We start from the raw sequence: 14,737 nt of genomic DNA on the forward strand, positions 1-14,737 counted from the left end.
TCCTGTCTTAAGAAGAAAATTTTAGAAAAGCCGCAAGCTCATTCGGCTTTTCCTCCGCTTTGTTTTTCCTTTTCTTCATCGCCTTGGAACCCAACCACTTCCGCTTCTTTTCCGGTTCCTGTATGAATCCTTCATCTCGCAAGAAGTCTATCAATACCGTGCGATACTCTTCACCCGGGCTTGGATTCAATTCCAGTGAACGTTTCCCCAGGGAGGTATCGAACGGTATATGCAATACAGCGTGTTTGTCCATCCCTTTTTGAATGTTTTTAACCTCTCCTTCATCTACACGATTCAACACCAAGTGAAATGAGATGCCTAACTCTTTTTCTATGAAATCTACGGCCATCTTTGTCAATACGGCATGTGATCCTTTACCATCTACCACAACAAAGGAGTGATCTGCTTTTTGAAACGTGACAGCCGTAGCACTATGGGTCACTTCAGAAGGAACATCGACAATCACCATGGAAAAGCCGAGTTCTTTTACGTCTTCCAGCGTTTTTTTGATCGTACCTACCTTGGAAGTCAGAGGTTCCCACGGTTTAATTTCGTTAGAAGGTGCCAGCACGTAAAAATTGTCTGGCAGTTTCTGAATCGCTTTCCGAATGCCTCTGTCCTTATGCTCCGATAACCATCTTTCTTTATTCAACAGATAATCCTGTATTCGGGGATTTACCCCGCTTTCCACATCCATTACCCATTTTTCTAAGCATCTCGTCCGGTCGGCTAAACCAAAGGTAAAAGGCACAGACGGATACGTTGTGTCCCACTCAATTAACAGTGTCTTATGTCCTGCTTTGGCCAATTCAATCGCAAGAGATTGCGTTAAGGTTGAAACCCCCATTCCCGGCTTAGCCGACCAAAATGCCCACACATTTGTTTTCTGAATCGTGTCTTCAAGTTTTGTTTCAGTCGGGTCATCCGTAAAGATTAATTGAGGCGTTGCCTCCCTTTCTGTCTGTTTTAGCGAGTCTTCAATGATGTTGAACAGCCGCTTAATCGGAACGTTGTTGTTTGTTATCGGAACCAATCCGGTAAAACCATCTTTCTCCAGTTCATAAATCCAATCCTCATATGGACAGAGAAAGACGGATGTTATCTTTTCCTGCCTGAAATGTACCAGCCACTGCCGCACCCGTTCCTTCTTTTGCGCGTTATTCCGTCCGTTTATCAGGTAATAACTCCACACAACGAGCGGTGTGTGGAGTGTGTTCAACTGATCTTCGGTTTTCAGGATCGTCGATTCGGTGAACGTCTCAGCGATTTTGTGATCTAAAGCCGGTACCCCCGTTGCAATAGTGATCAATATAATCCCTCCTATTGTTGTTCGATCCATTCCAAAATTTCTTGTTGTTCTTCGCTCGGCTTATCTTTTAACCCACTGTCAACTTCTTCTTCCTCATCCTTCTCTTCATCCAAAATACTGACAATCGGACCGCTTTGGGGAATGTACGTCAATTCCCCAATTTGGCTCGCTTTTTGGATAATACCTATCTGTTCGTCGGATAACGCCAATTGAATGACAGACGCATACAGGTCTTTACGTGTGCTGGAGTCATTTTCTTCCTCATCTGATGAGGTGGTATTCATTTTCACGATATCCTGCGCCCGCCGATCCTTTGCTCCCACAACAAGGACGTCTTCAAACAACTTTCCATTAATCACTTTCTTGCTGTCTGGATCTTTTCCTGTAAACCATACATCGACTAAAACCCCAGGCACGAGGTTTCCTGCATGGCTCTCCACAATGTCCGCTTTTACTGTCCACAAACGCTGTCCGTCTTTGAGCTTCATCCGTTCCGCATCCAGAAGTTCCTCTTGTGTGACGACTTTTCCTTGATAAAAATATCCGTTTTTCGGTATACCGTAATCGACTTGCGTATACTTGCCAATGATCTCTTCCTGATCGAGAATGGCATTCGGTGGTATCCCTTCTCTAGGCACAACAACCGACGTATTGAGCATGTCTTCTGTAATTTCCGTATGTGGCGGAATGTCCACTTTGGCGACAATGACTTCTGTCGGTTTGATCTCCGCCTTGACTTTAAATTCCGTCGCGCCGTACAGGAGTAAAATCACTCCAACAGCCAGTACTGATGCCAGTAAAATACGTTTAACCATGGTTCACTACCTTTCCTCATTTTTTTGATCCCAAATCACAACGACACGATCCCTTACATGTGTCATACTTGGTTGATTCATCATTTTTAAAGCCTTACTTTCAATTGGTGATTGCACTGCAAACGCCAATAGCGGTTGCTCTTCATTCAGCTCTTCCAGTTGGACAGTCGCATATTGAGAGATGTTGTTCCTTACCCAATAAGGCAAGTTCTCCATGACTTCATCCGGATTCACTCTCACTTTCTTTTGGGTTCTCAGATCCCCTTCATATATCGATTGTTGCAGAACAGAATTGCCACTTTTGCGAATGCCGTTTCGCATTTCATCCCCTTTTACCCCAAAATGGAGAATATCTCCCCCAAAAAACGCCAGGATGACAAGCGACAAGGTGAAAAGGAGTATTTTAGGTGCATCCAATGTCATTCCTCCTTCAGATCGTGACTAGTAGGGTCAACCCCACTGCGCATGCAATAGGCACTGCTCCCGGAAAACTTAACAAGGTTCCGTCCGTTTTACGAAGCGAGACGCGTGTATACAGGGATCGCAGCATCGCCTTCCAGCCAAATTTGCGGACAGTAAGGAAAACACTTACCGCCAAATAACTCAAAATGAACCAAAAGGCTAATAGCCACAACGTCTCTTGAACCCCCTCCCATTGACCGGATTGATACGATAAAAGGGACACCCAAAACGCATTCACAACCAGCATTTTGGTGTCCCCAGGAGAAAAGAAACGAAAAGATTCAAAAAACAGTCCTGCCAACAACCATAAAACGACGGCAATACCTAAAAACTGGAGCATCTCTATACTCCAAAAAGGTGGCCCTACCATTTGTAACAATACAAACGAAGCAAGAAAATAGAGCAAGTGCCAGGCGTTTTTCGTCTTCCGCCAGCGCATGTCCGTGTAGACATTCACTGCGTTATACAAGATGAGTGGCCATATCAAGAGACAACCTCCTTTCTCCAAACACCCTTCTACCTTAGAGAAACAAAAAAGCCCTTCGACATTTTTTCGTCGACAGAGCTAATCTCAAAATCTATTAACACATAGAAAAAGTAACCCACCCTGAAAGAGGGTGGTTATTTGAAGCCCTTTGATTCTGACCGTCCATCGGTCAGACAGTTGTACCTCTGGCCGGGGTGTTGCCGCATCCCGGCTTTAACATTTTACGCTTTCTTACTTTATTTTACTTTCTTTACTCAATTTGTGCAAAGATTACTATTCTCTGCCTTCATACCAATCCAGAAGATCCGTCAGGAGATGTTCGTGACCTTCCCACATGGGGGTTACACCAAACGGAAACGGATTGCCCGGATACACACGCCGGACATAGAAATCATCGTACAACATGCCGTCCACAATGACTTCCCCCTCCATACACATTTCCAAATTATTTCTCCCCGCTTCGTACACTTTGACAGTAAACGGATAGGGACCGTCTTGTGTATCCATCGGTGTATAGAACGCTCGTCCTCCATCGAGCCACTCTCCATGTGGTTTATTTTGTTGATACTTCACTTCATACCCGTTCCGTTCAACCCATGCTTGGGAAAGACGCCACTCGTTATAATCAGAGCCGGCAGGGTACACGTGATCCATGTCGGAACGCGTTCCGTCAGGCACTTCCATATGGGCTTTTCTTGGTCCGCTGTAACGACCACTTTCATCAACATATTCGCTTTCGATTTCAAAGTTAAATCCTTGGCCGGCTTCTACTACATTAGTCCCTTGCCGTTCAATATTTCCGTCGTCATCGACAAAACTTCCTTCCGGTTTGTTCTTGTATGAGGCGTGGAGATGTTCGTAATAGTAACCTGTGATCGTTTCATACTCCCATCGTTCTCTGTCCTCATTCCACCTGGCGTTTCCTTGATACTGGAACGTCCCCGTGATACCGTAAGTCCCACTGGGGCTCACTCCACACAATGCTGCGCTTTGCTTATCCCAAACTGTAAGCGGCGCACGGGCAATATCGTTGCTGTACGTCGTCTCTTTAATGCTTCTACTCGGATTAATTTCCGCAATCAACTCATAATCTCCCGCACGATCGGCTGTCCATTCAAAGTACAATGAACGTGCTTGTCCACGGACAAGTGAAACAGACTGTTCTCCCAATGTTCTGGTGCTGCCGTTTTCTTTGTTACGGAGTGTGAGTCGCACTTTTGTGTCAGTATTCGGCGCTTCTCCTTTGTTCATGCGTCCGACATTTACCCGCGTCAGTAGTTTTTGTGTCTCAAAATATTTACCACCCGTAACCGAATCCGTATAAAGATCAATACCACCGTATAACGGGAAGTTTTTGGTCATGGCATTATCACTGTATGTTTCTTCATTATCCGGTTTGTTTTCGTCCGGATTAATTTTTGCCCATACCTGTAAGACAGTTGCGTCATCTGATAAAGTTCCTGCCCTTATGGTTGGCCCTCGTACCCATTTCCTTTCGTTCGCCTGTAATGTGAAGTTTCCTGTCTTTTGAATGGACCCGTTCTGTATCCTCCATCCCATGTTAGTCGTCATTGCACGCCCTGATTCATTTTCTACTTGCGCCTCGATTATGATGTCCTCTTCCCTGTTAGGCTCAGATGGTCGAGTACGAATATCGTGAATTTTAAGGTTTGGAAGACCTGCCGAATACGCAAACAAATAGCCGTTAGTACCACTCGAATTTGGCAGTGAACCTGAGTTCCCTCCAACTAACAAATGTTGGGCCGCAGGCATTGTTTCAGTCGCTAACCCCATACCGGGGAAGAATGAACCTTCTCCGCTTGAACTCACTACACGCACTTTCTGTTGTGGTTTCCCATTATAATCATGCGTAATCGTTCTCCGGTTACCCGTAAATAAATCTAATACATGGAGATAACCGTCAGTTGTTCCAAATAGGACATAATAGTCATTCCTGCTTTCTCTAATAATCGTTGGCGAGTTCGCGACTTCGACACCGGGATTATGAACCCAACGGGTACTTCCATTGCGAGCATCAAAAGCAACGATACGACCGCTTCCCCTCCCGTTCATATAGCGATATGGCACGACGATGTAATTGCCTACTATGGATGGAGAGTTATTGACTAACGTGACGGTATTATTTCCTGTTTGGTGTTGCTGATTTTGCCATATTAACTTCCCATTATTAGCGTTAACCGCATACATTCCACCGGACTTGTCTGAAAAATAAACAACACCGTCTCGGTAGACGGTACTGGTGGCAACGCCGTTTCTGGTTTTAAATTGCCATGCCAAACTTACAGATGGTTTACTTCCACTCTTACTTACATCGATGGCGACAACTCTACCTTCCTTGTTTTTGGCAGAGTAGGTTATAGGTATAAACATTCGGTTATCATGAACAGCAGGTGAACCCGTAATAGTTATGGAGCTGTCCCCATCACGAAAACTAACAATCGTACTTTTATTTGTCACACCTTTATATAAATCTTTATACAAACGAAGATTTGCGTTGGCATCCGCAATCGCTAACGTACCATTAACTATCGGTGTAGGCGCAGAAACTAAACGCCCTCCTGATGTTTGGATCCATCCTTTTGATTTTAAAGTTACAGGATCTAATGCATAAACTCTATCATTTCCCGTACCCACGAACAAAGTATCATAAGCAACTGAATATGACAATTGACTTCGTCCCTCATAATTCGACGTTAAAAACCTACTTTTTCCTCCTTTTGAAATAAAGTCTTGATATATTGTTGACTCTGCTTCACCTTTAGGATGGAAGTCCATATTTATTGGTATTTTAAAAATAATCCCACCTGCAAAATGGTAGAAAAAATCACCCACATGAATAGGTTGTGAAATACTCCACCCTAAGTTCATCGCCCATTTATAATACAAAGGCGGTTTCGTCATACCATCGTCTGTTATACGTTCTCGTTTTCTCGTTTGTCCAAAATTGTACCAAGTGCTATTTGCCGCTAAAACCTCAAAAGGAAAAGTGGATAACACTAGAAGAAAACACAACAAAACAATACTCCATATTTTCTTTCGTCTCAATACTTGACAACCTCCTTTCAACAAAAAGAAGCCCTCTGTAGAGAGAGCTTCTTAGCTTATTAACAACTAATCTAACTCAATAATGATTACATCGGCATCTTCATCTGAACCTCCTGGCCCAGAATCAGGATCATCAGGTACGGTTGGATTTCTCCAAGGATTATCCTCCTCCGGCGGTTTCGGCTGAGGCTTCGGCTTTGGTTTTTCCGGCTTCTTCGGTTTCTCAGGTTGTTTCGGTGGTTTCGGCGGTTTCACTGTTCCTTTATTCTTATCTTTGGGCTTGTCTTGTTTTGGTTTAGACTTTGGTTTACTTTCTGACTTCGATTTGGTATTACTGTCCGACTTAGATGACGTTGATTTAGAAGATGACTGTTTAGATGTACTCTTTCCAGAATCTTTCTTCACCGCACTACTGTTTGCCTTATCACTGGCTTTCTTACTTACAGCCGCATCTTTGTCCTTCGTGTCATCACGGTCCTCTAACTTCCCGCTGTTATCCTTATCGGCCCCGTCATCACTAACGGACTGAACCCCATCGTCTTTTTTTCCGTCGTCACCCGTTTTAACACCGTCGTCCTCACTGTTGAGGGCATCTTTTACTTTGCTGTCGTCAATTTCAACAGTATCTTTCTCATCGGGAAAACCCATACTATCCAAGTCATCATTGCCGAATACTAATGCCGTCCCCCCGATAAACAACACACCGATCACCGAAAACACGACAACATACGTCAGTTGCGTCCAGTTCTTTGGCGATAGTCTCTTCCAAAGACTCTCCTTTTGCCTATCCTCTTTTCGTTTCATTGGTAAAATTCACCTCCAAAGGTTTTTATTCAATCAAAACACGGATTCTCCAAAAATCAAGCGCTTTCTCTGCCATACACGAATAAAACTTCCTATTTTTGTATATCGACATATCACGTGGCATCATATACTCGAAATACAAAAGTGCGCGAACACACCGTATTCTTCCATATTTTTTTTGCATTTTTTTGGGTTAGTTCTCACTCACACTGTCGCAACTGGCGACATCTCTCTGACATGCTTCTTATTTGGAACTTGATCCCGCACAAACTGATAGATTTCCTTACTCCACGCATGCCGTTTTTTTACCTCGACCATGAGTTTTCCTTGCCAGGATAAACGGGTCACCTTCGGTGTTTCAGGCAAAACCATACTCACCGGACATCCCGTCACTTCTTCCAATTCAGATACTTTGTACGGCAATTTTCGGCTTGAACGGTTTAAGACAATATCCACCTGCGCCTCTTGATTATCTATCCATTTCAAGAAGTTTAAACTGTTAATGATGCTCATTTGATCAGGCGTTGTCACGAGCAAAATCCGATTTGCTAATCGGCACACTTCCTCTAAATAGTCACTTAACCATGACCCGTTATCCACAATGACAAACCCGCATTCACGCCGCATAGCCTCTATTCCGTCAATCGCTTTCTCCACCAAAGGAGACTTTGGTTTCATATTCGGTTCGTTCTGTGCACTCATCAAATAAACATTCTCCCGAATCCGATTACTTCTGCGCACTATCGAGTCTTCAGGATCCCAATCCTCCCAAGTAAACGTCGGTTTATACCGGAATAAACTGGCCATATTCGCAAACGGTACATCCAAATCCACAAGCCCAACCGGCCGATTAAGTGCCACTGCTAAATTGGCAGCAATGGTCGTTTTCCCTACACCTCCTTTCGGACCAACGACGGCCCAGACTTCGCCTCCAGCCATGCTCCGATCTGATGGACGGTTCTCTCTATTTCTCCAATATTCATCTTCGTGAGTACCGGAATGTCCAGTACCTCCCACGGAAGTTTCTTCCCGTGTATGTCCTCCACCAAAAGGACTGAATCCTCCAGTAATACTCCCTGCTTGACCAAAGTCTCTATCTGTACGTCGGCCATCCCCAAGTCCACTTCCGTATCCTGTACCATCCAAATATTTGCGCTCGACCAGCTCATCACTTCTTTGAGTACGGGTATCGGCATTTGTCTTCCCAAGTGAAGCACGATCATCCGTCCCCGAAAATAGTCCTCGATGATTTTCAACCATTCCTTGACCACCTCCGAATTCCACTTCTGACGCACGGGATAAACGACTGGCGAACTGATGATCGGTACCCCCTCCATTTCCCAAACCGGGTTTTGCTTGACCCTCTCTTCCGGTGGCATAAGCGTCACAGGAGGAATGGATTGGAGAAAAGCTGCCAGTTCGCTGTACGGATATGTGATCTCCGCTAAAGCCCCGTTCGTCCCCGCTGACTGCGCGATAGTCCAACTGAGCATGACGGAATGTGTGCTCGCTTTCGGTGCGTAAATGACGAGACGGTTCGGGATGAGCATCCAACTGTTCGATCTTTTCTCCCTTCTCAATTCTTTCGGGAACCAATCTTTCACCCCCTTGACTTTGCTCATTTTCCCGAAAAAATCCATCCCTTCTTTTTTCCGGTTTTCTAATTTCCCTTTGTTTTGTATGAGTGCTGGTTTTTCTCTAGATACTCTACTTAATTCTTTCACGGGTTGAATTTCATTTTCATTAATGGTAAACATTTCCTCATCTTCGTCCACTGTCGGCTCGCTCTTCACGTGTTCTTTTTCTGCTCTCGAGAGCTCTTCTTGAAGATCCTTTAGGCAATGTTCAAAATCTGACCTAAAGTCTCGGATGCTTCCCTTATACACGACTTTTGGGAGCGGCAAGCTGGAGATGGTATCCGCAAATGGAATACTCATGTCTATGACAAGCAACTGAGCGCCTGATTCTACCCAATCTATGGCTTGATCCCATTTTGTTAGCGGCGGCGATACCTCCCCACCTGCCTCCTTCACCACTTTAATCAGAGCCTCATACGTTTTTTCATGACACACCATTGCGATTCTCACACGATCAACCTCCTATTTAAAATAAGAAGCTAGATGCTCAAAAAATCCTTTTGTCCACCCCACGGCCGTACTGAGATCAGAAAGTAAAAAGAAAACAAACCCGGATGCAATGGAAAGAAAAAATCCGCCTTTTGCCATGCGTTTAGAGAAAATCAATCCTAGAATGACCATGACAGCCCCAATCAAAAATCCACCAAACGCTAACACTGGAGCCATACCGGAACTCAATGTATCTAAGTCTCGACTCATTTGTTGAAATCCTTCCGCCGCTTTACTCGGGTCTTGCGGCGAAACATTTATCCCCTCAGCAAACGCAACACCCGATAAAGACCATAAAAAAAGCGCACATATCCATGCACAGAGCAGCCATTTTTTTGTCATCACGATTCTCCCTTCGCTAATAATGAAAAAAACCGGAGCGGATCAACAGCATTTTGAGCAAGATTGTTTCCGACCCGCACTTCCCAATGTAAGTGCGGACCCGTACTCTTCCCTGTATTGCCGCTTAGTGCGATCATGTCACCTGCCTTCACTTTTTGCCCTTTTTTCACGGTGTAATGAGAGAGATGCCCGTACAGCGTATAGAACCCGTCGTGTTTGATATAAATTCTTTTGCCGTACCCTTTTGAACACCCCTGAGTGTCACACCCGACCAAGATCACTTCACCGTCAGCCGGTACGTAAACAGGAGTCCCGACGGGAACAGCAAAATCCACACCGCGATGCATTCTTCCCGGCTCTCCCGTTACCGGATCGGTCCGCCGGCCAAAAGGTGATGAAATGACATCCCCTCCATTTTGGACTGGATAACTCCCTATCGCTCCTCCGGCAAATACGGGTATCCCCTCCATATTCCCGATACTCGCGGCAAATACAGTCGCATATCCCATGACATTTTGTGCGTATTCCTGTCCAGCTGGACTATTTGCGCTTCCTGCGTTGTATGCCGCTAAAGCACCTGACGGATCACGGTCATACCCAAGGGATTTTAAGTATTTCGCCGCCGTAAAGATTGCATCATATGCATCCCACGGGTCTGCTTTTCCGTCACCGTTGGCATCCATGCCAATCCCGCCATATCGTTTAATCAACTCAGGATCAGTTAATTGGTGTGACGGTATCCCTCCTTTCGGACTCCCTTTTGTTCCTTGACACCCCGGATATTTCCATCCCACCCACGTGCAGGGCATGAATTGCATATGTCCAATAGCCCCTGCAGGGGAAACATTTCGATTCCGGCCAAAATCAGATTCTACCTTATGCACTCCTGCCAGAACCGTCCACGGGATGCCGTACTCCTTTTCCGCCTCCAAATAAATGGTGTAATAGAGATACATCACCTCTTCGTATCCCGCATACTCTTCACCCTCAAAAGGGGAAGAAAAAGAGAGCACCGCAACAGACACCAGCATGACCACGATCAGGAGAAGGAGTAAAACACCCAAAATCACCAGAATAATTGGACCTGCCGCAGCAAGAACAGATCCTCCTGCTTTGGCCATCAGTTTTTTTCCGACTTTCCGAACAGCAAACGACGCGCCTTTTTTCGCGATTTTTTTGGCGCGCTCCCGTTGTTTGGTATCCGTTTGTTCCACCGTTCACCCACCTCCTTCTAACGCTTGGAAGGTGGATGAGAACGATCCACCGTCTGATCGGGAAATGGTGGTTGTATGTCAATATGTTTTTGCGCGTCTTTATAATGCGGCTCATCTATTACATCCGGTTGATTGCGTTGCGATACCCCTCTCTGAGTTTGCTGTTGTTTAACACTAGGTCCTGTTGGCCGGTAATGGGTTGGTTCCGCCACATTTTCTGCATTTTCTTGTCCCTTTGGCATTACATGTTCTTTCAATGACGGGATCAAGTGAACCGCACGTTGTTGTTGCTCTGGTGTCATTTCTTTAAAAGACATGACAGCTTTATCTGCCACATCCTCACGGGCACTATCTGTATTGAGCAAGTCAGCCGCAATACGTGATTGCGTTTTTTCAGGTAATTGCCCATAGTCGTTTAATGCCGGAATCATGTGAGCCAGTTGTTTTTGAATGTCCGGTGACGCGTTTCTGTATTCGCTTGCCAGCTGAGATGCGACGGCATTCGGTGACCGGTTATTGAACTGGACTCTTGGGAACAATTCTTGAATGGCTTTTTGTTTTTCCGGTGTTAACCCTTGTACTTGCTTGGCCAATTTTGATGCCAAAGGCGCCGTTTTCTTTTCAAGATCCTCAAAGTTCACATTCGGAAACAGCCGCTGAAGTTCTTGTCTTTGTTCTGCATTTAAATGGTTGAAATCTGATGCTAATTTATCAGATAGCGGTATGTCGTCTGTATCCGCATCCTCCATCGGCAACTCCGGTTTGTGTTGTGCTAATCCCATCAAGCCTGTCACGGCTGAAGCCGTTCCTGTCGCGCGCTCATCTCCCGTGGCAGCCGCCACCATCATGCCCGCGCCTGTACCGGCTCCGACCGCTGTCATCAGTTTCCCGGCAGTTTTTGCCCTATCACCGAGTTGCCCCATCCCTTTTCGGAATGCATGGCGAAAACCAGCCCGATTTTGAGCCCCTGCTACATTGGTAGATCGGGTTTTCGGCAACGCTTTGACGTTTTCCCCTTTTCCGGTTTCACTACCTCCTGTTCCTTTAATCACAGATTCTGAACCGCCTTTCGCAGTCCCTTTGCCCTGTAATGACCGAACCATTGATGTAACTGCCATAACCGTTCCTGCTCCCATCGCACCACCTACCGCACCGAGCGTACCACTGGGCATTTGTGCCCCGAACATGATGCGAACAAGTGACGTCAAGGCAGGGATGGAAAACAGCATCGGGATTAGTATCCAGAACGACGCTTTATTGTATAGCAACAATAAAAAAAACGCCCAAATGATGGCGTGTGCCCCATTCATAAATACTTGCGAGGCAAACTCTCTTGCCCAAAGATCAAATGCTTTTTGCCGGGCCGGAAAGATAGAAGCAAAGGCGACTATAGGATAAATAATAATTAAGATCCCGATCGATACCATTCTTACGGCATATTGATAGTTAATCAGCCCGATGATGACGACCATAATCAACAAAACGACCAATAACGCGATGGTTCCCAGCACTAAATTGGTTTCACTGTAAACTTTTGTTCCTGTAGCAGCCAATATGATGTTGAGAAAGCTCACCCCGTCTGCCGTAATTTTCACGCCGTTTGACAGATTAAACGATCCCACAACAGACTTGGCCCACTTCACCATAAGGTCATTGACCGTGAAAAACAGTTCAATGAAATAACTCATGCCGAGCATTAATACAAAGAATGTCACGAACCCTTTGAGCATTTCACCGATATTGTATTGCCCCAAAGTCGATTCTGAACGAAACACGAATAAAAATCCCCATATGGCGAGGGCGACAACCAGTAAGTATATGATGGTGCCGCGGACAATTTCATAGAACGTGTCAATGATTTTCCACGTTGACGGTGTAAATGTGTTATAGATCGACGCCTTTTCTTTATCTTTCGTATCGCTTACGGCTTTCCCGATGGCCGTGGAATTATTAAAAATTAATTGTCCCGGGTCCGCTAACCCTAAAGCTTCGATGAAACCCGTGACTAAATCTCCCAAAAACCACGAAACGCCTTCGATCATTTTGTTGACCGGCCATCCGGGGCCATCGTTCTCCCCTTCCTCTTCTTCCGTCCCGAAAAGCCCGTCACTGATATACTGTTCGGCTTGATTCAGTTTGACGTCTTCTTGTGCCGACACAGTAGGCGCGCAACCCATCACCAAGATGATGATGACAAGAAAGGCGCTTGCCCTTCGCTTCCACATCACGTATCCCCTCCCTTCTAATCGTTCGGATTGGTGGTATACAGCCAGTATTCCTGCGGGGTTGCTTGAATCTGCACCACGGTGCTTTCTTCATCCACTTTCAGTATGCCAAGCCCATCTGAAGCTGAAAGCAAAAACTTCGCCTCCCCTTCACTTAATGCAAATCGGCCTTGTACAGAATCGATGTCAATCGGTTCTTGCCGCAAAAGAAGTTTTGTTGGTGCGTTTTTCAAAATCCCCATGCCTTGTTCCTTACGCATGAACACCTCAAAGCCCTGCGTTACCGCGCACATTCCCGTATTCAATTTCCTTGCACGACGGTACGCATTCTCAAACCAATTGGCTTCTTCGTCATGTGCCATGAAAGTTTGCGCTTCATCAACGATGAGCCGTTTTTTCTGCTTTGGATTTTTCTTGGCAAACCGCTCCCACGTCCATTTAGTCGCGACCAGATTTCCGATCGGTTTAATCATTTCCTCGTCTAAATCCGCAACGGATATGCCGAACGCCATCGGATTTTTCAGGTCAACGGTACTCTGTCCGTCAAAGATGGATTGCTGCTTGTTGCCGTAGTCGCGCGTGAACAGCCGTATGATATTTGCGACGTCTTTCAGTTCAGGATGTTCCTTCATTAAGGCGTAATGATCAGACAGTGTCGGCATCTTTTTTTTGCGTGTCGCCGTTTCATAGAGACTGTTTGGGTTTTCCGTTATCCCGAACTTGTTGACATACAGATCTCGCAACGTATCATGAAACGCGACTTTGACTTGTCCGGTTAAAGCTTCGGGATCAACCATGCGAATCATCTTGTACAGGACCGCCCGTACGGATTGCATGGCCTCTTCTAAATTGACTTCCACCCGTCCGTCCTCGTTTTCCTCTTCCTCTACGTCGTAAATGTTAAGACGGCTCGGATTTTCGCTTCGCGGCGACAATTCAATATACGGGCATCCCATCGCATTCAGTATGTTTCGATATTCCCTCTCCGGCTCAATGATAGCCGTCCGAATCCCTACAATGGCTGAACGCCGCGTAATCGTCTTGATGGCAAAACTTTTTCCAGCACCGGAACGCCCGAATATGACCATGTTGTAGTTGGATAGCCTGCGATCCCAGTTATCGTAAAAAACAGGACGATTGTAATGGTCAAGTCCTAAAATCACCCCTGTCCGATGGGACAAACCGCCATACCCAAACGGAAACAAATCGGCAACATTGCTCGACTCCATGTCTCCGAAAGTATCCCGGAACACTTCACGATCACCGACACCCAGTCCCTCCCGCCACGCCTCCAGTTGTCGTGTATCTGCCGTTTTGAAATGTATGCCCTGGCTTCCCATCCTTTTCACGAGCGTCCGTCCCAACTTACGCAGCCGATCCGGGTCTTTGGCACTGTAACTGACCATCATGGAGACATTGAATTTCTTTTCCGCATTGACGCGAAGACGTGCAATCTGCTGTTCCAAATCATGTAATTCCTGCTGAATCTCACTGATTTTGGTTGGGCTCTCCTCCAACAATAAATCTGCCCGTAATTTAGCATCGCGAATACTCAATTTGCGCATTTCGGTATACGTATCTTTCGGATCGATTGTTAAGCTGACATCAATGTCACCCTCTCCCGACTCCGCTATGAATAGTGGATCTAGCATGCCTAACCATGTCGTTCTTCCGTTAAATTGTGCAAATAAGCTCCGGACATATCGCGGACCGGAGCCCGCATCATCTATTTCCACCCAATAGTCTGTGCATTCTCCACCCAGTCCGTCGCCTTCTCCCGGTCGTCGTTCAATAACAAGAGGCGGTCCAATCACCCTCGCTTCTCTTTCTTCGATACCGTGTAACTTGTCCCGGGTCTTTTTCTTTTTAAACCATTGTTTGATCAAT

The 14,737-nt window shown here is 45.8% G+C and carries 12 protein-coding genes; all 12 read right to left on the minus strand.

All coding sequences use genetic code 11. The features are described 5' to 3' along the window. Positions 1-7: 7 nt before the first annotated feature. The gene (locus tag B0W44_RS15720; protein ID WP_077720850.1) at positions 8-1,309 is read right to left on the minus strand and encodes a CpaE/TadZ family protein; all 1,302 of its coding nucleotides are present in this window, start codon (positions 1,307-1,309) and stop codon (positions 8-10) included. An 11-nt stretch (positions 1,310-1,320) separates the two neighbouring features. After that, a complete protein-coding gene (gene cpaB, locus B0W44_RS15725; protein WP_077720851.1) occupies positions 1,321-2,124 on the minus strand; it encodes a Flp pilus assembly protein CpaB in 804 nt (267 codons plus the stop codon). Positions 2,125-2,130: 6 nt separating this feature from the next. Further along, entirely contained in the window at positions 2,131-2,541 is a 411-nt protein-coding gene (locus tag B0W44_RS15730; protein ID WP_077720852.1) for a hypothetical protein, read from the minus strand. A 13-nt stretch (positions 2,542-2,554) separates the two neighbouring features. Then, complete coding sequence (locus tag B0W44_RS15735) at positions 2,555-3,073, minus strand: hypothetical protein (RefSeq protein ID WP_077720853.1); 519 nt, start codon at positions 3,071-3,073, stop codon at positions 2,555-2,557. A 273-nt stretch (positions 3,074-3,346) separates the two neighbouring features. Further along, positions 3,347-6,139: a PQQ-binding-like beta-propeller repeat protein gene (locus B0W44_RS15740; protein WP_077720854.1), complete on the minus strand. Its 2,793-nt coding sequence runs from the start codon at positions 6,137-6,139 to the stop codon at positions 3,347-3,349. A 66-nt stretch (positions 6,140-6,205) separates the two neighbouring features. Beyond that, on the minus strand, positions 6,206-6,943 hold the full coding sequence (locus tag B0W44_RS15745) for a hypothetical protein (RefSeq protein ID WP_077720855.1): 738 nt from the start codon (positions 6,941-6,943) through the stop codon (positions 6,206-6,208). Between the two features lie 204 nt (positions 6,944-7,147). Beyond that, complete coding sequence (locus B0W44_RS15750) at positions 7,148-7,882, minus strand: CpaE/TadZ family protein (protein WP_169835472.1); 735 nt, start codon at positions 7,880-7,882, stop codon at positions 7,148-7,150. Further along, on the minus strand, positions 7,834-9,030 hold the full coding sequence (locus B0W44_RS18275; RefSeq protein ID WP_169835471.1) for a hypothetical protein: 1,197 nt from the start codon (positions 9,028-9,030) through the stop codon (positions 7,834-7,836). The genes B0W44_RS15750 and B0W44_RS18275 overlap by 49 nt, the downstream gene beginning before the upstream one ends. 12 nt (positions 9,031-9,042) lie before the next feature. Then, on the minus strand, positions 9,043-9,411 hold the full coding sequence (locus B0W44_RS15755) for a hypothetical protein (protein ID WP_077719524.1): 369 nt from the start codon (positions 9,409-9,411) through the stop codon (positions 9,043-9,045). Beyond that, on the minus strand, positions 9,411-10,625 hold the full coding sequence (locus tag B0W44_RS15760) for a peptidoglycan DD-metalloendopeptidase family protein (protein WP_077719523.1): 1,215 nt from the start codon (positions 10,623-10,625) through the stop codon (positions 9,411-9,413). The genes B0W44_RS15755 and B0W44_RS15760 overlap by 1 nt, the downstream gene beginning before the upstream one ends. A gap of 17 nt (positions 10,626-10,642) precedes the next feature. Then, positions 10,643-12,850: a hypothetical protein gene (locus B0W44_RS15765; protein WP_077719522.1), complete on the minus strand. Its 2,208-nt coding sequence runs from the start codon at positions 12,848-12,850 to the stop codon at positions 10,643-10,645. A gap of 17 nt (positions 12,851-12,867) precedes the next feature. Beyond that, positions 12,868-14,736, minus strand: a complete 1,869-nt coding sequence (locus tag B0W44_RS15770; protein WP_077719521.1) for a VirB4 family type IV secretion system protein — start codon at positions 14,734-14,736, stop codon at positions 12,868-12,870. Between the last annotated feature and the right edge of the window lies 1 nt (position 14,737).

It is taken from the genome of Novibacillus thermophilus (assembly GCF_002005165.1).
GTDB lineage: Bacteria > Bacillota > Bacilli > Thermoactinomycetales > Novibacillaceae > Novibacillus > Novibacillus thermophilus.

Excerpts from the sequence above, each read along its gene's own strand:
- cpaB (WP_077720851.1), bottom strand. The coding sequence starts at position 2,124 with ATGGTTAAACGTATTTTACTGGCATCAGTACTGGCTGTTGGAGTGATT.
- B0W44_RS15745 (WP_077720855.1), bottom strand. The coding sequence starts at position 6,943 with ATGAAACGAAAAGAGGATAGGCAAAAGGAGAGTCTTTGGAAGAGACTA.
- B0W44_RS15750 (WP_169835472.1), bottom strand. The coding sequence starts at position 7,882 with ATGGCTGGAGGCGAAGTCTGGGCCGTCGTTGGTCCGAAAGGAGGTGTA.
- B0W44_RS15755 (WP_077719524.1), bottom strand. The coding sequence starts at position 9,411 with ATGACAAAAAAATGGCTGCTCTGTGCATGGATATGTGCGCTTTTTTTA.
- B0W44_RS15765 (WP_077719522.1), bottom strand. The coding sequence starts at position 12,850 with ATGTGGAAGCGAAGGGCAAGCGCCTTTCTTGTCATCATCATCTTGGTG.